The 18,330-nt window shown below is 61.7% G+C and carries 20 protein-coding genes; 10 read left to right on the top strand and 10 right to left on the bottom strand.

Annotated features, from left to right (window positions below; genetic code table 11):
* Positions 1-5: 5 nt before the first annotated feature.
* The 5 genes from FTO74_RS01260 to FTO74_RS01240 form a co-directional block, all read right to left on the bottom strand.
* Positions 6-695, bottom strand: a complete 690-nt coding sequence (locus FTO74_RS01260; RefSeq protein ID WP_162536523.1) for a carbonic anhydrase — start codon at positions 693-695, stop codon at positions 6-8.
* Between the two features lie 158 nt (positions 696-853).
* Positions 854-1,267 carry a hypothetical protein gene (locus tag FTO74_RS01255; RefSeq protein ID WP_162536522.1) on the bottom strand — a complete coding sequence of 138 codons (414 nt, stop codon included), beginning with the start codon at positions 1,265-1,267 and terminating at the stop codon, positions 854-856.
* Between the two features lie 226 nt (positions 1,268-1,493).
* Positions 1,494-2,213 carry a hypothetical protein gene (locus tag FTO74_RS01250; RefSeq protein ID WP_162536521.1) on the bottom strand — a complete coding sequence of 240 codons (720 nt, stop codon included), beginning with the start codon at positions 2,211-2,213 and terminating at the stop codon, positions 1,494-1,496.
* A gap of 107 nt (positions 2,214-2,320) precedes the next feature.
* The gene (locus tag FTO74_RS01245; protein ID WP_162536520.1) at positions 2,321-3,664 is read right to left on the bottom strand and encodes an MFS transporter; all 1,344 of its coding nucleotides are present in this window, start codon (positions 3,662-3,664) and stop codon (positions 2,321-2,323) included.
* 430 nt (positions 3,665-4,094) lie between these two features.
* The gene (locus tag FTO74_RS01240; protein WP_255462432.1) at positions 4,095-5,633 is read right to left on the bottom strand and encodes a TolC family protein; all 1,539 of its coding nucleotides are present in this window, start codon (positions 5,631-5,633) and stop codon (positions 4,095-4,097) included.
* A gap of 299 nt (positions 5,634-5,932) precedes the next feature.
* Between FTO74_RS01240 and FTO74_RS01235 the strand changes: the two genes are divergently transcribed.
* On the top strand, positions 5,933-6,631 hold the full coding sequence (locus tag FTO74_RS01235; protein WP_255462431.1) for a thioredoxin domain-containing protein: 699 nt from the start codon (positions 5,933-5,935) through the stop codon (positions 6,629-6,631).
* Between the two features lie 96 nt (positions 6,632-6,727).
* Positions 6,728-7,645, top strand: coding sequence for a bifunctional 5,10-methylenetetrahydrofolate dehydrogenase/5,10-methenyltetrahydrofolate cyclohydrolase (locus FTO74_RS01230; protein WP_162536518.1), 918 nt, complete (start codon positions 6,728-6,730; stop codon positions 7,643-7,645).
* A gap of 185 nt (positions 7,646-7,830) precedes the next feature.
* Here FTO74_RS01230 and FTO74_RS01225 read toward each other — a convergent pair whose 3' ends face one another.
* The gene (locus FTO74_RS01225) at positions 7,831-8,037 is read right to left on the bottom strand and encodes a hypothetical protein (RefSeq protein ID WP_162536517.1); all 207 of its coding nucleotides are present in this window, start codon (positions 8,035-8,037) and stop codon (positions 7,831-7,833) included.
* Between the two features lie 60 nt (positions 8,038-8,097).
* On the opposite strand from FTO74_RS01225, the gene coaE reads away from it, so the two are divergent.
* The 4 genes from coaE (at position 8,098) to FTO74_RS01205 (ending at position 12,433) form a co-directional block, all read left to right on the top strand.
* A complete protein-coding gene (gene coaE, locus FTO74_RS01220; RefSeq protein WP_255462430.1) occupies positions 8,098-8,766 on the top strand; it encodes a dephospho-CoA kinase in 669 nt (222 codons plus the stop codon).
* 366 nt (positions 8,767-9,132) lie between these two features.
* Complete coding sequence (locus tag FTO74_RS01215; RefSeq protein WP_162536515.1) at positions 9,133-10,329, top strand: trypsin-like peptidase domain-containing protein; 1,197 nt, start codon at positions 9,133-9,135, stop codon at positions 10,327-10,329.
* A 212-nt stretch (positions 10,330-10,541) separates the two neighbouring features.
* A complete protein-coding gene (locus tag FTO74_RS01210) occupies positions 10,542-11,555 on the top strand; it encodes a site-2 protease family protein (protein WP_162536514.1) in 1,014 nt (337 codons plus the stop codon).
* 272 nt (positions 11,556-11,827) lie between these two features.
* Entirely contained in the window at positions 11,828-12,433 is a 606-nt protein-coding gene (locus tag FTO74_RS01205; protein ID WP_162536513.1) for a DUF4126 domain-containing protein, read from the top strand.
* 454 nt (positions 12,434-12,887) lie between these two features.
* Here FTO74_RS01205 and purN read toward each other — a convergent pair whose 3' ends face one another.
* On the bottom strand, positions 12,888-13,511 hold the full coding sequence (purN, locus tag FTO74_RS01200; RefSeq protein ID WP_162536512.1) for a phosphoribosylglycinamide formyltransferase: 624 nt from the start codon (positions 13,509-13,511) through the stop codon (positions 12,888-12,890).
* Complete coding sequence (purM, locus tag FTO74_RS01195; protein WP_162539627.1) at positions 13,511-14,593, bottom strand: phosphoribosylformylglycinamidine cyclo-ligase; 1,083 nt, start codon at positions 14,591-14,593, stop codon at positions 13,511-13,513. The genes purN and purM overlap by 1 nt, the downstream gene beginning before the upstream one ends.
* Before the next feature lie 360 nt (positions 14,594-14,953).
* On the opposite strand from purM, the gene FTO74_RS01190 reads away from it, so the two are divergent.
* The 3 genes from FTO74_RS01190 (at position 14,954) to FTO74_RS01175 (ending at position 16,971) form a co-directional block, all read left to right on the top strand.
* A complete protein-coding gene (locus FTO74_RS01190) occupies positions 14,954-15,208 on the top strand; it encodes a hypothetical protein (protein ID WP_162536511.1) in 255 nt (84 codons plus the stop codon).
* 485 nt (positions 15,209-15,693) lie between these two features.
* Positions 15,694-16,683: an energy transducer TonB gene (locus FTO74_RS01180; protein ID WP_162536509.1), complete on the top strand. Its 990-nt coding sequence runs from the start codon at positions 15,694-15,696 to the stop codon at positions 16,681-16,683.
* 15 nt (positions 16,684-16,698) lie between these two features.
* Entirely contained in the window at positions 16,699-16,971 is a 273-nt protein-coding gene (locus FTO74_RS01175; RefSeq protein ID WP_162536508.1) for a hypothetical protein, read from the top strand.
* 26 nt (positions 16,972-16,997) lie between these two features.
* Here the strand turns inward: FTO74_RS01175 and FTO74_RS01170 are convergent, their stop codons facing one another.
* Both FTO74_RS01170 and FTO74_RS01165 read right to left on the bottom strand, forming a co-directional pair.
* A complete protein-coding gene (locus FTO74_RS01170) occupies positions 16,998-17,141 on the bottom strand; it encodes a hypothetical protein (protein WP_162536507.1) in 144 nt (47 codons plus the stop codon).
* Positions 17,138-18,043 (bottom strand): IS1595 family transposase, encoded by a 906-nt coding sequence (locus tag FTO74_RS01165; protein ID WP_255462429.1) that lies wholly within the window; start codon positions 18,041-18,043, stop codon positions 17,138-17,140. The genes FTO74_RS01170 and FTO74_RS01165 overlap by 4 nt, the downstream gene beginning before the upstream one ends.
* Between FTO74_RS01165 and FTO74_RS19335 the strand changes: the two genes are divergently transcribed.
* Positions 18,042-18,311, top strand: a complete 270-nt coding sequence (locus tag FTO74_RS19335; protein WP_174242197.1) for a hypothetical protein — start codon at positions 18,042-18,044, stop codon at positions 18,309-18,311. The two genes, FTO74_RS01165 and FTO74_RS19335, sit on opposite strands and share 2 nt — an antisense overlap.
* Positions 18,312-18,330 lie beyond the last annotated feature (19 nt).

The raw sequence follows: 18,330 nt of genomic DNA, 5'->3' as shown, positions 1-18,330 counted from the left end.
TCTCCTTAGGAAGCCATCAGATGCAGTTGCGGCTGCGCCACGGGCGACGGGACAGAGTGCCCCGTCAGGTCGAAGAACCGCCCCTGATGGCTGTTGAAGTTCTGGATCTTGCCGGTGTGAATCTCGTAGACCCAGCCGTAGAGATTCAGCTTGCCCCGGCTCAGCCCGGCGGCCACCGAAGGGTGCGTCCGCAGATGCTGCAACTGGCCCACGACATTGGCCCGCGTCAGCGCCCGCAACATCTCCGCGTGGGTCTTGGGCGCGTTGCCCTCCACGTGGATGCCCGACTGGCTCTCCAGCACCTGCCGGGCCGAGTGCGCGTTCTGCAGCCACGAGTCCACCGTCGGCATATGCTCATGCTTCTTGCCGCTCAGCACGGCCTTCATCGCGCCGCAGTCCGAGTGCCCGCAGACGATGATGTTCTCCACTCCCACGGCCATCACGGCATACTCAATCGTGGCCGAGACGCCGCCATGAATCTCGCCGTACGACGGCACGATATTGCCCGCGTTGCGGCAGATGAACAGGTCGCCCGGATTGCTCTGAAGGATCATATCCGGAACCACCCGCGAGTCCGAGCAGGTGATGAACAGCGTCGATGGCCGCTGGCTGTGCGCCAGATCCTGGAACAAACGGGCCTGTTTTGGGAATACCTCTGCGCTGAAACGCGCATACCCCTCGAGGAGTCGCTTCATGGTGTACCTCATGTGTTGTCCTGGTTGTTGCTGCTTCAGGCCAAGGGGCTCCCACGCACCGGCTGCTCTGTAATCAGAGACACGTCGGCAACGGCCCGATGGCGCACACTGCTCCCCTCGCGATCAGAGGGCAAATCTAAAAAGAGGAAGCGGGAAGATCAGGCAACAACAGGAGGAGCGCGCCCCAGTCGGGGCAGCGGTGCAGCCGATGCGATCGGCGAGGCGTCTTCCGCCCTGGGGCTGGAGCCGCAAACGTGGAGAGCCTCAAGCAGCCCGCGATCCGGCGAAACGATCGCGGCAGTGGAGTGGCCTGCTACCTGGTTCTGGACCGTGTCATGTTGCAACACGCCATCCGCACCGGCGATCTCCGGCTCCGCGTGGGCATCAGCCGAGGTGCGGCTGCCCATGCGCAAACGGTTATGCGGCCGGGTGGAGGAGACAGGTGCCCGATGTGGCACCTGGGCATGTTTCAGATGGCCCGGATGGCAGACAGAGAGCAGACCGACGAGCAGGATCATCAGCTTGCCAAGCTGAAATTGCCCTTCGGACGGGATTCGGGTCTTCTGTCCCATTAGAAGAATGTACTACGCCACAGACGAAAAGAGGTTAACTAAATGGGAAAAAACTAAAAGCGCCCTAACGCCGGGCAGGCGGCACTTCGTGCGGTATTGGGGGCTGTATGGGGAGATCGTCAGCATGGGTCCTCCCGCTGGTCGGAGACAAAATCCTCGCTGCCGACCAACGGAAGGCCCTCAACAGACCACTTACCCATACCGCCCCGAGAACGGTACGAAGTACCTACTCCGGTGTAATCGCCGTAGCCTTGTTGTGTACGAACGTCACCCGCTGCGGATGCCCCTGTGCGTCATACTCCACGGTGCGGTCGCCAATCGTATCCTGCCCGCTCTTCGACACCTGCCCCAGCGCCATCTGCACCTGACGCTCGTTCATCCCCAGGATCGCCCGGTGCTCATCCACGGCCTTCCACACCTCCGGCCCCCAGTGCTTGTACAGCTCATGCGGGTCGTCGTAGAAGAAGATCTCATCCGTAAAGTAGGTGTACAGCCCCTTCTCCCGATACCCCACCGGCACCGCATACTTCGTTGGCTGGTCGCCCTTGGTGAACACCAGCAGCACCTGCTTCTCCCCACCCGGAATCCGGAACGTAGCCGACTTAGGAGCCACCTGCTCCATCGCGTCCACGACCACAATCGGCTCGGCCCCCAGCAGCACGCCCTGGCTCTTCGCATAGTCCGCCTTGCCGTTGAAGGGGAAGTAATCCATCTGGCCGCCCGCCGAGACCCACAGCTTCCGCCCCTTCAGGTCCTTCGCGTCCTTCAGGGTGTCGGGGTGCTCCTTCTTCAAAAAGACATTGTCATCCGGATCGATCTTGTAGGCCACAGCCTTCACCGGCGCGACATCGGCGTTGCGCTCATGGTGCAGCCACAGCACTTCGACCACCCCGGCCAGCAGTAACACCACCACTCCACCCAGCGCCAGCTTCTTTCCCGTCTCCATGCAAGCCTCCTCAGAACCCAGAGTGTATCAATGCAAAAGCAAAAACGCCCTAACGCCGGGCGGGCGGCACTTCGTGCGGTCTTGGACGCTTCGCGTGTTTCTTACAACTAATCGACCGGCTCGGCTGCGCTCAACGCTTGCTCCGCTGCCATCAAACTCTCTGCCGTCAAGGCATCCGCCTTGCGCAGTGCGGGGAAGAAGATCGCCGTCGATCCGGTCACCAGCATCGACCCAATCCCTCCCAGCACCACCGCCCGCACCGCCCCGAACCAATGCGCCGTCAGCCCCGACTCAAACTCCCCAAACTCATTCGAAGCCCCGATAAACAGCCAGTTCACCGCCGAGACCCGCCCCCGCATCTCCGGCGGCGTCGCCAGTTGTAAGATGCTCGACCGAATCACGACAGAAACCATATCGCTGGCCCCAATCGCCGCCAGCGCCGCCAGGCTCACCCACAGGCTCTTCGACAGCCCAAAGACCACCGTCGCCGCGCCGAAGACGCCGACACAGCTCAGCATCCACCACCCCGCCCGGCTCCTGATCGGCCGCAGCGTCAGCACCAAACTCACCACCAGCGCCCCCACCGAGGGCATCGCCCGCAGCAGCCCCAGCCCGCGCGGCCCCGCGTACAGAATATCGGTGGCAAAGATCGGCAGCAGCGCCACCGCGCCGCCTAGCAGCACGGCAAACAGATCCAGCGAGATGGACCCCAGTAGCAGCCGCGTCTGCAACACATACTGCAACCCGGCCAGCACCGTCTTCAGACTGAAAGCCTTCTTCTCCCGCGCCTCTCGCCGCGGCCGTATCAGCCCCACCAGCACCAGGAACCCAACCAGCATCATCAGGGTGAACAGGTAAACGATCGGCGCGCCGGTCCAGGGCCGCAGCCTGCCGGTCAGTTGCAGCGTAAACAGCAGCCCGCCCACGGCTGGCCCGGACATATTGGCCACCTGAAAGACGGTCGCGCCCCAGGTCACCGCGTTCACGAAGTCTTCCTTCTCTACCAGCGAGGGCAGCAACGCGCTCGCCGCCGGACCGCTGAATGCGCGCCCCAGCCCGATCCCCACCAGCACCGCGTAGATAGGCCACACGCCCGTGCCCAGCCAGCCGCCGCCGTGCAGCCACGTGCCGGTCCGCGCCATCCACAGCAGCACGCCCGTGCACACGGCCTGCAGCCCATAACAGGCCAAGATAATCCATCGCCGGTCATACCGGTCGGCCACGTGTCCGGCGGGCAGCACGCAGAAGATGCCCGGCAGAAACAACGCCAGCCCGGTGTAGCCGAGCGAGAGCGCCGAGTGGGTAATCTGATAGACCTGCCAGGCCACCGCGACCGACTGGGCCTCGGCTCCGAGGATGACCATCAGGCGGGCTGACTGGTACAGGCGAAAGTTCTTCGAGCGAAAAGCGCCACGGTAGCGGGATCGAGCGGGTTCGAGTGCGGCTGGCATCGGTCCCTATGGTTTCACAGAAAGGTTAGAGTTGGCCTCTACAGAGCACATCAATTCAGCAACCCTTCCCGTCGCCCGGCATCGCCGTTGCCTGTTTTCTTGGTTGTCAGGTTGTTGCTTGTTTTCTTGGTTGTCATTCAGGAGCGAAGCGGAGGAATCTGCTTCTGTCTTTGTTCTTGCTGTTGTTCTTGTTCTCGGGGTAGGTCCGGGTTTTAGCCCGGACATCAAAACTCACCGCAGAAGCCCAACCCATACCCTGGGTGCTCTAAAAGCACTGAAGGTTCGCCCCAGGTAACCGGGAACAAAAGAAGAAGAGAGCTGAAGGCCCGACCTATCCCCGCCACGAACACTGTCCTGCCGGACGGGCCTCCTACGCGGAGGGCGGGCGTTCACACGCCTTTTTCCTGCTTCGCGTGCTGGTAGGAAAAGATCAATGCCCTAAATACTGCTTATACTGCGTCTCCACCACGCCGGTCCGCCGCGCCAGCTCCAGCTTCGCCTGGTTGTACTGAAACTCCGACTGCACCACCCGCGCCTGGGCCCCGGCCAGCGACGCCTGCGCCCGCACCACCGCCAGATTGTCATCCACCCCGGCAGTAAACCGCAGCGTCGCATCATCCAGTTCCTGCTGCGAGAGCGCCACATTGCTCCGCGCCACATTCACCAGCTCGGCCGACGACTGCACATCCAGCATCGAGGTGCGAATCTCCGCCTCAATCTGCGTCTTCAGACCGGCAATCTGCTGCCGCAGCGCGGTCAACTGCGCCGACGCCACTTCACGTTCGCCGCGCAACTGGCCTTCCTGAAAAATAGGAAACTTCAAGCTCCCAATAGCGGTAAAGTCCCCGTGATACGAGCCGCCGGTCACGCCCAGCACGCCGTAATATCCACTCACCCCCACCGTCGGCAGGTACTGGTAGCGCACCGCCTTGCGGGTCTCGTCCGCCACCCCCAACTGCGCGGTCAGCGAGAGCAGGTCCTTGCGCCGCGTATAGGCCAGCGCACGCGCATCGTCGATCGACAGCGCCTCAAACGAGGCAAACGGAACCTTATCGGTCAGAATCAGTTGCTGGTCTGCCGCAATCCCCATCGCCCGATTCAGCGCAATCTTATCCTTCGCAAAGGCATTCTCGTCGGCGATCAGGGTCTGCTGCTCCTGCTGCAACTGCACCTGCGCCCGCAGCACGTCGATATGCACGCCCACGCCTGCCGCCTGCGAGGCCCGCGCATGTTCCAGCACCAGCTCATCCTGCTTCACCAGCGCGCGCGCATTGTCGATCTGCGCCTGATCCGCCAGCGCCTCCAGGTACACCGTGCCCACGTTCAGCACCACGTTCCCCAACTGGTTCTTGGTGTCCCACGCCGCCGCATCTCCGGCCTTCCGCGCCGCACGATAAAGAAAATATGCAGGCACATTGAAGAACGTCTGCGAGAGCGAGACCTGCGCGTTGGTCGTATTGACCTTCACGATCTCGGGGATCACGATGTTGGTGAAGCCGGGGATATCAATACCCGCAAGCGCGCTCGGCTTGAACCCCAGCGCCACCAGGTCGATCTCCTGAGCGCGGCTATACGCCGAGGCCTGAATATCGGGCAGCAGCGCATTGCCCACGGTCAGAATCTGTCCGGCGACATACCGCTCCTGCTGCTTCTGCACTGCGAGCTGCGTGTTGTTCAGCTCGCCCAGTTTGATCGCGTCGTCCAGCGACAGGGGCAGCGCATCGGGAGTCGCATGGTCGCGGGTCGGGAAGGCAACGGGCGTAGCGCCGGAGCTGGAGGACGATCCGGCCTGTACCTCCAGCCGCGCAACCGCACTCGGTGCAGCGGGCAGGTCGGCCGGAACGTGGTTCTCTGCCAGGTTCTGCCCGAATGCCAAACCTGAGGTCAGAACGCAGCCCATTGCCGCTGCTCGCAGTAGCGGCTTGACCGCTGGACCCTGATACATACCTTTGGTGGACGTGGAAACCATTTGTCTTCTTTAGAGTGCCACGGCAAGCCTGCGGTTGCGAAATTGTTGCCTGATTAAAGCACTTCGTGCCGCCCTCGGGGCTATATAGGGAAATCAGCCTCTGTGGGCCTCCCGCCGGTCGGCAGCGAAGATCTTTATTTCCGGCCAACGGGAGGAGCACGCGAAGCAGTAAAAAGGCGTGCAAACGCCCGCTCCGCGCACAGCGGGCCCGTCCGGCAGGACAGAATCTTTTCTCAGCGGCTAAAGCCCCCATCGCGCTCAGCTAAAATACGAACGAGTCCCCTATGCGTCTTATTCCTATGATGAATACTCCTCGCCGCTTCCTGGCCCTGTTCGCCGCCGCCCTGCTGCTCGCGCTTCCCGCTGCCCGCTCCGCCCACGCCCAGGCCGCCGTGCCTCCCGGCCAGGGGGATACCTTCCGCGACACCTCCATCCTCAAGCTGCCCGCCGACGCCACCAAGGGCGTCGCCATCCTCGAGTTCGAAGACCTCGAGTGCCCGGCCTGCTCGCACGCCTTCCCCATCGTCCACGCGGCGGTCGAGAAGTACCAGATCCCCTACATTCGCCACGACTTCCCCCTCCAGATGCACCTCTGGAGCCGCGACGCGGCCATCACCGCCCGCTACCTGCAAGACAAGGTCTCGCCCTCCATCGCCGAGCAGTACCGCCGCGACGTCTTCGCCAACCAGAGCAGCATCGCCAGCAAGGACGATCTCGGCAACTTCACCCGCAAGTGGTTCGGCACCCACGGCCAGCAGATGCCCTTCGTCATGGACCCGGCGGGCCGCTTCGCCGCCGAAGTGCAGGCTGACTACACCCTTGGCGAACGCGTCGGCCTCAGCCACACCCCCACCATCTTCGTAATCACCCAGACCGGCTGGATTCAGGTCGTGGACGTAACCCAGCTCTACAGCACCATCGACCAGGCGCTCGCGCAGGCGAAAAACAAGCCGGTTGTCCACACCGGCGTCCGCAAGCCAGCGACCTCGCAGAAGTAACATTTCTTATTGAAAAGGCGGGACTTCGGTCCCGCCTTTGTCATTCCCCCAGCATTCTTTCCACAGTTTTTCAACACCAGAGAATCGAGCCTATCCATGCCAGAACCCACCGTCCTAGACGGCATCGCCATCGCCTCCGAGATCAAAGCTGAAGTCGCCCTTGAGGTCCAGGGCCTCAAGGCTCGCGGCGTCAACCCCGGCCTCGCCGTCATCCTCGTCGGCAACGTCGCCGCGTCGGAGATCTACGTCCGCAGCAAGGTCAAGACCTGCGCCGAGCTGGGCATCTTCTCCGAGATGCTCACCCCGCCCGAGACCGTCACCACCGAAGAGCTGCTGGTGATGGTCCAGTCCCTCAACGCCCGCGAGGACATCGACGGCATCCTGATCCAGCTCCCCCTACCGGCTCACGTCAACACCAAGCTCCTGCTCGAAGCCATCTCGCCCGACAAGGACGTCGACGGCTTCCACCCGGTCAACGTAGGCCGCTTGCAGAGCGGCCAGCCCGGCCTGCAACCCTGCACCCCGGCCGGCGTCATGGAGATGCTGCGCCGCCGCAACATCGACGTCACCGGCAAGAACGCGGTCGTCATCGGTCGCTCGGACATCGTGGGCAAGCCCATGTCGATGCTGCTCCTGAACGCCTCGGCCACGGTCACCATCTGCCACAGCCGCACCTTCGACCTGCCCGCCGTCACCCGCAACGCCGACATCCTGGTCGCCGCGATTGGCCGTCCCGGCTTCGTCAACTCCACGATGGTCAAGCCCGGCGCGGTCCTGATCGACGTGGGCATCAACCGCCTGACGGACGCCAATGACGTAGCGCGTTTCTTCCCCAACAACCCTGACCGCGAGGCACTCTTCCTGCGTCGCGGCTCGGTGGTGATCGGCGATATCGACCCCGCGGCCTTTGCATTGTCGTCGGCCTACACGCCGGTCCCGGGCGGCGTCGGCGCGCTGACGATTGCCATGCTGATGAGCAACACAGTCAAAGCCGCAGCCCTGCGCCGCGCTTAGTACTTCGTACCGTTCTCGGGGCGGTATGGGTGGATTATCTTCTGAGGTCCTCCCGTTGGTCGGAAGCGAGCACCGCTTATTTCCGACCAACGGGAGGACCAATGCTCTTTAAATCCCCCAGACAAGTATGAAAGTCACGAAGTGACCGCCCCGCGCGCAGGAGGCCCGTCCGGCAGGACAGTCCTTCAGCTATCTTTCCGATAAAGCAGATTCTTCATAGCCGACCGCCGCGCCTCATTCAGCCCGGCATCCCCACGCTCCTCGGCAGCCGAGTCCTCCGCTTCCAACTCCGGCAGGCTACACTCCGGACAGCGATTCGCGAAGCCCGGCTTATCCGGCTTCAGTTCAAACTCTTCTTCGCACACCACACACACTTTGATAGGAAAAGGCATCGTTCAAAACTCCACCCTTAGTTTATCGAACAAAGCCGTTATCCTAGCCCACAGACACATGTGTTCACCCACGAGATCCCGATGCTCCGCGTAGGCCTCACCGGCGGCCTCGGCTCCGGCAAGTCCACGGTCGCCGCGATGCTCGGCGCGCACGGCGCCCACATCCTCCAGGCCGACGAGCTGGGCCGCCAGCTCATGCAGCCCGGCCAGCGGGTCTTCGGCGAGATCGTCTCCCACTTCGGCCCCGAGGTCCTTGCCGCCGACGGCACCCTTAACCGCGCCATCCTGGCCCGCCTCGCCTTCACCGACGGCCGCGTCGAAGAGCTGAACGCCATCGTCCACCCCGCCGCCATCGCCCAGCAGACCGAGCTGGCCGAGGCCATCTTCACCCGCGACCCCGCCGCCATCGTCGTAGTCGAGTCGGCCCTCATCTTCGAGACCAAATACGGCGGCCCCAACGGCTGGCGGCACCGCTTCGACAAGCTAATCCTGGTCACCGCCCCCGAGCCATTAAAGATCGCCCGTTTCATAGCCCGCAGCGGCCCCGGCGACCCCGAATCCCTGGCCGCCGAGGCCCGCCGCCGCCTCGCCTCCCAGATCACCGACGCCGAAAAGGCCCCCGCCTGCGACTTCATCGTCCACAACGACGGCACCCTCGAAGACCTCCAACGCCAGGTCGACGACCTCTGGCCAAAACTCCTCGCAGCCTCCCGCCAGCCCACCCACTAAGGACACACCTCCAGCCGCACCACCTCCGCCCCGGCTCATAGTCGTTGTTGCCGTTGCCCGTCCTGTTGTTGCCGTTGCCTGTTTTCTTGGTTGTCATTCAGGAGCGAAGCGGAGGAATCTGCTTCTGCCGTTGTTCTTGCTTTTGCCTCTGGGGTAGGTCCGGGCTTTAGCCCGGACATTAAAACCCGCCACAGATGCGGGCTTTAGCCCCCGAGGTATGCTTTCTTCAAAAGTTGCAAAGACGTCCTGCCGGACGGCCCTCCTACGCGGAGGGCGGGCGCTCCCACGCCTTTTTCCTGCTCCGCGTGCCCCTCCCACTAGCCGGAACGATAAAATAAGCTGAGCGTCCAAAGGTTCTCCACCACAATGAAGCTACGCCCGGTCCTCCTCGTACTCGTCCTTCTCTCAGGCTTCTATTACCTGACCACGCGCGGCGCGGCGCACCACCCCTGGCTCCGCTGGGCCGCCCCCCCGGCCACCGACGGCATCGCCCACATCGACTCCACCAGCGGCCCGCTCGGCACCTTCCAGCTCACCGAAGCCGCCGCCGCCCCGGCCTACGACGCCGAGGAGCAGGAGAACATCGCCGTCTACAAAAAGGCGCTGCCCTCGGTCGTCAACATCACCTCCACCGCCGTCGAGTTCGACTTCTTCAACCGTCCCGTCCCCCAGCAGGGCCAGGGCTCCGGCTTCATCCTCGACAAGCAGGGCCACATCCTCACCAACAACCACGTCATCAACAACGCCCAGCACGTCGAGGTCACCCTCGCCGACAAGCACCAGTACAAGGCCCAGGTCGTCGGCATCGACCCCGGCCACGACCTCGCGCTCCTCCTCGTCAACGCGCCCAACCTCACCCCGGCCACGCTCGCGCAGTCGAACGGCCTCGTCGTCGGCCAGCGCGTCTATGCCATCGGCAACCCCTTCGGCCTGTCTGGAACGATGACGCGCGGCATCATCTCGGCCATCCGCTCCATCCGCGGCGAAGGGGGCAATCCCATCGAAGACGCCATCCAGACCGACGCCGCCGTCAACCCCGGCAACTCAGGCGGGCCGCTGCTCAACTCGCGCGGCGAGGTCATCGGCATCACCACCCTCATCGCCTCTGGCGGAGCCAACCAGTCCGCGGGCATCGGCTTCGCCATCCCCATCAACACGGCCAAGGCGGTGCTGGACGACTTCGCCAAATATGGCCGCGTCCGCCGCCCCTCGCTCGACATCGTCACCTTCCCCATCGGCCCCGACGTCGCCGACCAGATCGGCCTCGCCGCCGACTACGGCATCCTGATCGAGCGCGTCCTACCCGGCGGAGCCGCTGAAAAAGCGGGCCTGCACGGCGGCACGCAGCGCGTCTACCAGGGCAATACGCCGGTCATGCTGGGCGGCGACCTCATCGTCGGCATCGACGGCCAGGAGATCACCAACCCGCAAGACCTAAGCGCCGCGCTCAACTCGCACCGCGCCGGAGACACCGTAGAACTGACGATCTTCCGTGGCCGCCGCCAGCTCAACATCAAGGTAGTGCTGTCAGACGCCAAGGCATCAGCAGGCGAACAGGCTTAAAAGCGCCCTAACGCCGGGCGGGCGGCACTTCGTGCGGTGCTCGGCTTCGCGTGGCCCTCCCGCCGGTCGGCAGCGAACATTGATTCCGACCAGCGGGAGGACCACGCGAAGCAGTAAAAAGGCGTGCAAACGCCCGCCCTCCGCGCAGGAGGCCCGTCCGGCAGGACACGTCTTTGCACATTCCTTACGTCCTTCGGTATCTAATAGGGCTTGTGAACCCGTCCGTCGCCACACCGCAGATCGAAGCTCCCGAACCCGTCTTCAACTGCCCCCAATGCAGCCACTGGCTTCCCGCCGGCACAATCGCCTGCCCCGACTGTCAGCACATCATCTACTCCGACCACCTCCGCCGCATCGCCCTCGCGGCCAACGAGCAGGAGCGCAGCCAGCAGTGGGCCGCCGCCCGCGAGCTTTGGCAGACGGCCCTCCCCTGGCTCCCTCCCGGCACCCAGACCGACAGCGTCCACGCCAAGGTCCAGCAGCTCACCGCCCGCATCCAATCCGGCGAAGACCGGAAGGCCCGCTGGACTAAGCGGCTCGGCCCCCTGGCCCCGGCGGCCTTCTTCCTCCTCAAGGCCAAGTCGCTCCTCTTCCTCGTCTTCAAGCTCAAGTTCCTCCTGAGCTTTGTCGTCTTCTTCGGCCTGTACTGGGCGCTCTTCGGCTGGAAGTTCGGCCTCGGCTTCACGCTATCCATCCTCATCCACGAGATGGGCCACTACGTCGCCGCCCGCCGCCGCGGCCTCAAGACCGACCTGCCCGTCTTCCTCCCCGGCCTCGGAGCCTACGTCCGCTGGTACGCCCAGGGCACCACGCTCGAGACCCTCGCAGCCATCGCCCTCGCGGGACCGACTTACGGCTTCATCGCGGCGTTGGCCTGCGGCGTCATCGCCATCGCGACGCACTCGGCCCTCTTCGCCGCGCTGGCCCACACCGGCGCGTGGCTCAACCTGCTCAACCTCATCCCGGTCCTCGGGCTGGACGGCGCACAGGCCACCTACGCCCTCAACCGCCTGCAACGCGGCCTGATCCTGGTCACGAGCCTCATCTTCCTCGCGATCTCACACGAGTGGGTCTTCCTCTTCATCGCTCTGGGCATGGGCTGGCGCACCTTCACCGGCCCCGAACAGGAAAAACCCAGCACCCCCACCATGATCCGCTACGTACTGCTGCTCTTCCTTCTCGGCGTCGTCATCTACGTCTTCCCCGACACCGGCCGCCGCTTCTAACCTCACCACGGCAGCCAAAGGGAAGAATCTGCCCTTGCCTTTGTTGTTTCTTGTTTCTTGGTTTAGTTGTTGTTTGTTTTCTTGGTTGTCATTCAGGAGCGAAGCGGAGGAATCTGCTTCTGTCGTTGCCTTTGCTCTTGCCGTTGCTCCTGGGGTAGGTCCGGGCTTTAGCCCCCGAGGTATGCTTTCTTCAAAGCCCCCATTGCGCCCAGGGCGGGAATGCAAGCATCTTTTTACTGCTTCACTTGGCACAAAGTGCTAGTTTGACAATCATGCACGTCACGCCCTCCAGCATCGCGGCCATCGTCATCGCGCTCAGCTTCGCGGCGGGCCTGAATGTCTACGCCACGGTCATGTCTCTCGGCCTGATGGCGCGCCTGCACTGGGTGGCCCTTCCTCCCGGCCTAGAGTCCCTCCAGAACCCCTGGATCATTGGCTCCAGCGCCCTTCTCTTCGCGGGCGAGTTCGTCGCCGACAAGATCCCCGGCTTCGACCTCTTCTGGAACGCCCTCCACACCTTCATCCGCATCCCCGTGGCGGCGCTTCTGGCCTACGCGGCCAGCTCGCACCTCTCGCCGGAGCTGCAACTCCTCATCACCTGTATCGGCGCGGCCTTCGCCACCATCGCCCACAGCTCCAAGACGGCTCTCCGCGTAGCCGTCACCCCCAGCCCCGAGCCGGTCTCGAACGTCGCTCTCAGCACGGCGGAGGACGGCCTCTCGATGGGCGTAGTCTGGGTCGCCCTGCATCATCCGTGGATCGCAGCCAGCACGGTCCTGGCGCTCAGCATCGCCGGAGTCATCATGATGCTCCTGAGCTTCCACCTGCTGCGCAAAGCCTTCCACCGCCTGCGCAACCAGCTCCGCGAAGCCTTCTAAGACACAGTTTCAACCGCGCCATCCCCGCAAGCTGGTGAGAAGGCGAAGGCGAAGGCATTGTTGTCGTTGCTGTTGTTCTTGCCGTTGCCTGTTTTCTTGGTTGTCATTCAGGAGCGAAGCGGAAGAATCTGCTTCTGCTTCTGCTGTTGCCGTTGCTTTTGCTTCTGGGATAGGTCCGGATTTTACCTCGGACGCACATAGGGTTTTAGCCCCCGAGGTATGCTTTCTTTCCCCAGCCACAGAAGCGGGTGCCACATGCTCGCATCTGTGGTGGAGCTCCAACGAGCCACAACCGCCCTATAGCGCTGAAGGCGCGCCCTATACCAGCCTAGGGCGAAGCCCTAGGTAACCGAACATCGCGGCAAGACAAGGGCTGAAGGCCCGACCTATCCCCACCACAAACCTGTCCTGCCGGACGGGCCTCCTACGCGGAGGGCGGGCGTTCACACGCCTTTTACTGCTTCGCGTGCCGGTCGGAAACTTTCAAATACCGCCGCCCCACTGCCTGATACTCCCCCGAGACCACCCGCCCAATCGCCTCCGCATAAGCCTGATGCTCCTGCACCAGCACTCGCGCCGAGAGCGTCTCCTCGGTATCTCCATCTTCTACAGGAACGGTCCGTTGCAACACGATCACCCCATGATCCAGGTGCTCATCCACAAAATGCACCGTACACCCGGTCACCTTGACCCCGAACTCCAGCGCCTGCCCCTGCGCATTCAACCCCGGAAACGCAGGCAGCAACGAAGGATGCACATTCAGAATCCGATCCGGAAACGCCGCCACAAACCCCGGCGAGACCAGCCGCATATACCCAGCGAGGCAAACCAAGTCCACCCCAAACTCCCGCAGTCGAGCGATAAAGAGCTGATCCCGCTCCTCCGGGGTCAGCCCGGCGGCAGGGATCGCAAAGCTGGGAATCCCCAACGCCCGCGCGGCCTCCAGCCCCGGCGCGGCCGCCCGGTTCGAGAGCACGACAGCGATCTCCACCCCCGGCAGCCCACCCTCGCGGATCGCCTCCGCGATCGCCAGAAAATTCGACCCCCGCCCCGACAGCAGAATCCCCAACTTGACCATTAGTTGTAAACGACCTTACGCGTCCCCCGCGTAATCCGCCCGATCAGGAAGTGCCGTTCATTGGCCCGGTTCAGAATCGCCTTCACCTTCTTCACCTGCTCCGCCGGAATCACCGCGATCAGCCCGATGCCCATGTTGAAGGTCCGGAACATCTCGTCCTCGTCCACATTGCCGAGCTGCTGCAAATGCTCAAACAGCGGCGGCACCGGCCAGCTCGCCCGGTCGATCACCGCATCCAGTCCCTTGGGCAGAATCCGCGGCAGGTTCTCGGTAATACCGCCGCCGGTGATATGCGCCATGCCCGAGACCAGCCCCGGCCCCGTCAGCTTCTTGATGACGCCCAGGTAGCTCCGGTGCGTCCGCATCAGCGCCGCGCCGGTCTTGTCCTTCAGCTCGTTCACGTACTGCTCCGGCCCGTACTTCGCCACCTCGAAGAGCAGCTTCCGCGCCAGCGAGTAGCCGTTCGTGTGCAGCCCGTTCGAGGGCAGCCCCAGCAACACATCGCCGTTCACGATGCCCGCGCCGGTGATGATATTCGGCCGGTTCACCGCGCCGATGATCGTTCCCGCCAGGTCATACTCGCCGTCCGCGTAGAACCCCGGCATCTGCGCCGTCTCCCCGCCGATCAGCGCGCAGCCATTGGCCCGGCAGGCCTCCGAGATGCCGCGCACGACCGTCTCGACGACCGAGTTCTCGAGCCGCCCTGTCGCCAGATAATCAAGGAAGAACAGCGGAGTCGCACCCTGCACGGCGATGTCGTTCACGCAATGGTTCACCAGGTCCGCCCCGACCGTATGGTGAATCCCCAGCTCGAAGGCCACCTTCAGCTTGGTGCCCACGCCGTCCGCGCTCGAGACCAGCACCGGCTCGGGATACTTGGCGAGGTCCAGCGCAAACAGCCCGCCGAAGCCGCCGATCTCGCTCAGCACCTGCTTGTTGAATGTCTTGCGCGCCAGCATCTTGATGCGCTGCTTGGCCCGGTCACCGGCGGTGATATCGACACCGGCATCGGCGTACGAGACCGTGGCCCCGCCGCTGTTTTTCTTGGCAGCCGGTTTTGTCTCGCTCTCCGCGTCGGGCAGCGGCAGCTCATAGTTCGGCGCAAATTCCTGCACCTGATCCAACGGATTGTCGATCTGCAAGGAATCAGTTTTTAGCTTAGTTTTTTCTGGCAAGGTGCAAACTCCGTGAATGGAACCCCTAGTTTATCAGGGCTTTTTTCCACGGAATCGAAACTACCCCTTCTTAATGACACGGTTTCAACCGTGCCATCCCTCATATGCCCGGAACGCGGCTTTAGCCGCGCAAGAACTCTCTTGTAAAAGATGAAAAAATCTCCTGCCGGACAGGCCCGCTACGCGCGGGGCGGACGTTCGCACGCCTTTTTAAAGGGGTTTATATACTTAACACCCTTAGCTTCAAAACCACAGTAAAATGCGTCTATGGAACTGACACCGGATCAGATTTGGTGGAATCTTGTCGAACTTCGATACGAGTTGCTAACAAACCGGCTGCAACATCTTGAATTGTTGGATTGCCTAGAGAAGCAAGCCACAACTCGTATGTGCGTCCCCACTTCGCATCAAGATATTGCCGCTGAAATTGCCAGTACTCGTTCTGAGTTGGGTCTAATGCGTGAACAGCACGACCAATTGCTTCGTCGTAAGCTTTCTGTGAATCGAAAGTTATCAATCTAACCCCTCAAAAACTCGCGCCAATTTAATCTCAAGCGCCTTTGCAATACGCCTTAGTGTGCTATACGTTGGGTCAAAACGGCCGTTCTCTATGGCCGAGATAGACTCCCGCGATAATGTCGCATGGTCCGCCAGGATCTGCTGCGTCCAACGACGCTCGACACGCAAAACACGTATCCTTCGTCCAAGCGCCTTGCAGTCCGCAGTTGCCATCCTTCAAGGATGGCCGTAGGATTGGGGGTGGGCGTGAAGTATGCTTCACACGAGTCAGTGTTGTGTCGAGTAGTCGTGAACTGCGCACTAGCTAGGAAAGGTGTCACGTCGTGTACAGATCATTCATTCTTGTCGCCACCCTCTTCACAGTTGGGCTGGTGACCTTAGTAGCAATTAATGGGCGTGCGGTAACGCAGCCCTCCTCCGCGCCACTCTCCCAACCAGCCGTATCCGTAACGCCTAGATCGGCGGAAGTAGACGACCCCGAGCTGCGCATGGTGCCCAATCTATTTGGCACAAATGCTATTTCAGATGGGCGGACGTATAGCGTCCTTCTTATCGACGACAACAAGAACAAGATCCCTACCGGCACGGAACTGTTCGTCCAGGGAACGATATCGAATCTATCTTGGACGCGAGACAATACTTGCGACTGGACCCTGATCAATGGTCGAGCAAGTATCCAACACGGCGACAATCCCTTGCTGTACTGCCGGTTCTCTGTGGCCCTCACTGAAAAGCGCGTAGACGGCGAAGACATGTGGCCCGCCGCAGCGCTGGTGTGCGACGTTACGCCACGAGAGCTGAAAGAAGTTTTACGGCTTTACCACCATGGCGATACCGTGCAGGCACACGGTACCTATGCGGCGTCGCTAGACTTCGAAGCAGTCTCCAATTCACTAGGTCGATTCGGTGCGCCGCTCCTTGAGGACTGCACGTTCGCCAGTCCAACAAAGCATGTTGTACGAACTGCAGAAGAGGCGAAGAGCGCCGTTGCAGACAACTGGGGCGACGCGACAACGATGCGCGCACTGCAAAAGCCCACGGCTAAGAACGAAGCCTCGGCCAGCCAGATCTACTCGCTGATGGATAAGGGCTACAGAGAGCACCCTGGCCCGCAGCCCGGCGCGGACAATGCCTTTGAACGTCCGGCGAACGAATCGCCCGCCAGACCGCAAGCGGCGGCGGCGGCGGCGGCGGCGGCGGCGGCGAAACCCGTCGCCACAGCGTGGGTACAGCCGCCACGCCTGCTGGTCAAAGTTGACCCCGTATACCCAGAGGGAGCACGTGCGAAGGGCATAGCCGGCATGGTTGGGGTTGGGTTTACTATCGATCCACAGGGTCATCCGGTAGACCTGCGCGTGGTCAAGTCAGTGTGCCCGTCGCTCGACCTGGCTGCACTCGATGCGGTTTCGAAGTATCGATTCGCACCGCCCGCGGATTCCGGGCCTCATAACATGCAGGTTGGCATTACCTTTAGATAAAGTCAGGAGATTGCTATGGATACCGTGACAAAAGCTATTGTGGAATTTAGAAAGGACCTACTCAATTCAGACATAACAGCATTGGAGTGCCAAGCCAATGTGCTGGCGTTGAAGGCTACGTTACTGGCTCTGGGTGGCCCAGATGCGGCAACTCTATTTGAGCACCACTTTCAGATTGAGCGCGGTAAGCTTGTTGAACGGATAAAAGAATTTCAAACTGCCGCGCAGACACTTCAGACAATAATTGAAAAATCTGTTCCGGCGTCACCAGAACCTCCTATTAATTGAATCTATTGTCGAACAAGAAGGCCGCCCTAATCGGCGGCTTTCTTGTGTTTGTACGGATCAACGAGCTTCTCCTCCTCAGCACGCTTCACCGCCGCCTTGGACTTCGGCTGGGGCTTGTACGCGAGGACCTTGTCGATCATTCGCACCAGATCAGGTGGAAGCTTCTTCATGCGATCAACCTCGCGTATGTCAATCGTTTTCCGTCCGCAGCAGCGATGAAGTTATTCAGCCGAATCAAGGTGTGATCTTTCACGTTGGCGTCGTTCAGGCGGAACGTTACCTCGTTTACGTAGCGGTCCAGATGTTTAGCGCTCACCTGATGCCACACCCCCACTATGCCACGTTTCAACAATGCCCAGACACTCTCGATGCCGTTTGTATGAATACCATCACGATGGAACTCACCTGCGGAGTGCATCACAGTCAAATGGTCGTAGGCCGTACCACGCAATCCGACATAACCGTACGCCTCATCCGTGCACACAACAGAACCGGGCGCTACAAGAGCCTGCACGGTGCCCTGTAGCACCGTCCTGGTGGTGTTCTTGATTATCTTCGCGATGGTGCGACCGCCGCGCTGACGCAACCCCATTACGACCGTCTTGCCGACGGTGCCGCGTCCGGCATTGAGCTTCTTCTTTGCGTGCTTGTTCTTTTCCTTGCCGCCTACGAACGTCTCGTCCACTTCGACGACGCCAAAGAGCTTTGTGGGCGTCGTTGAATCGTCTCCACATGCCTCGCGTAAACGTTGCAGCATAAACCACGCGGACTTCTGCGTAATCCCAATCTCCTTGGCAAGCTGCATCGAGCTGATTCCCTTGCGTGCAGTTACGACAAGGTACATGGCGTACATCCACTTGTGCAGCGGAATGTGGCTGCGCTCGAAGATGCTGCCGGTGCGAATGGTGAAGTCGAGCTTGCAAGGGTTGCAGCGATAGACACCCTTCTTGCGCGGTGTGATGCTCTGCTGCGTGCCGCATGTAGGACAAATGACACCGTTCGGCCACCGCCGGGCCTCCAGATAAAGCCGAGCCGTCTCGGCGTCGGGGACCATGGCAAAGAGTTCGAACATGCTGATCGTACTGCGACTCATGGATAACCTCAACTACACTGATTATAGCGCAGTTGAGGGTGTTAAGTATATAGGTCCCTTTTTAAAGCTTCGCGTGGTCCTCCCGCTGGTCGAAAACAAAAATGCACGCTGCCGACCAACGGAAGGCCCCAAAAAGATCATTCACCCATACCGCCCCGAGAACCGCACGAAGTGCCGTCCACACGCCGGACTGGCGGCACTTCGTGCGGTTCTCGACGCTTCGCGTAAAAACCTTTCCCTATACTGAACAAGACGCGGCCCAACCG

Source organism: Granulicella sp. WH15 (assembly GCF_009914315.1).
GTDB lineage: Bacteria > Acidobacteriota > Terriglobia > Terriglobales > Acidobacteriaceae > Edaphobacter.
Note: the sequence above shows the minus strand (reverse complement) of the source record. Positions and strands in the feature narration are given on the sequence as shown.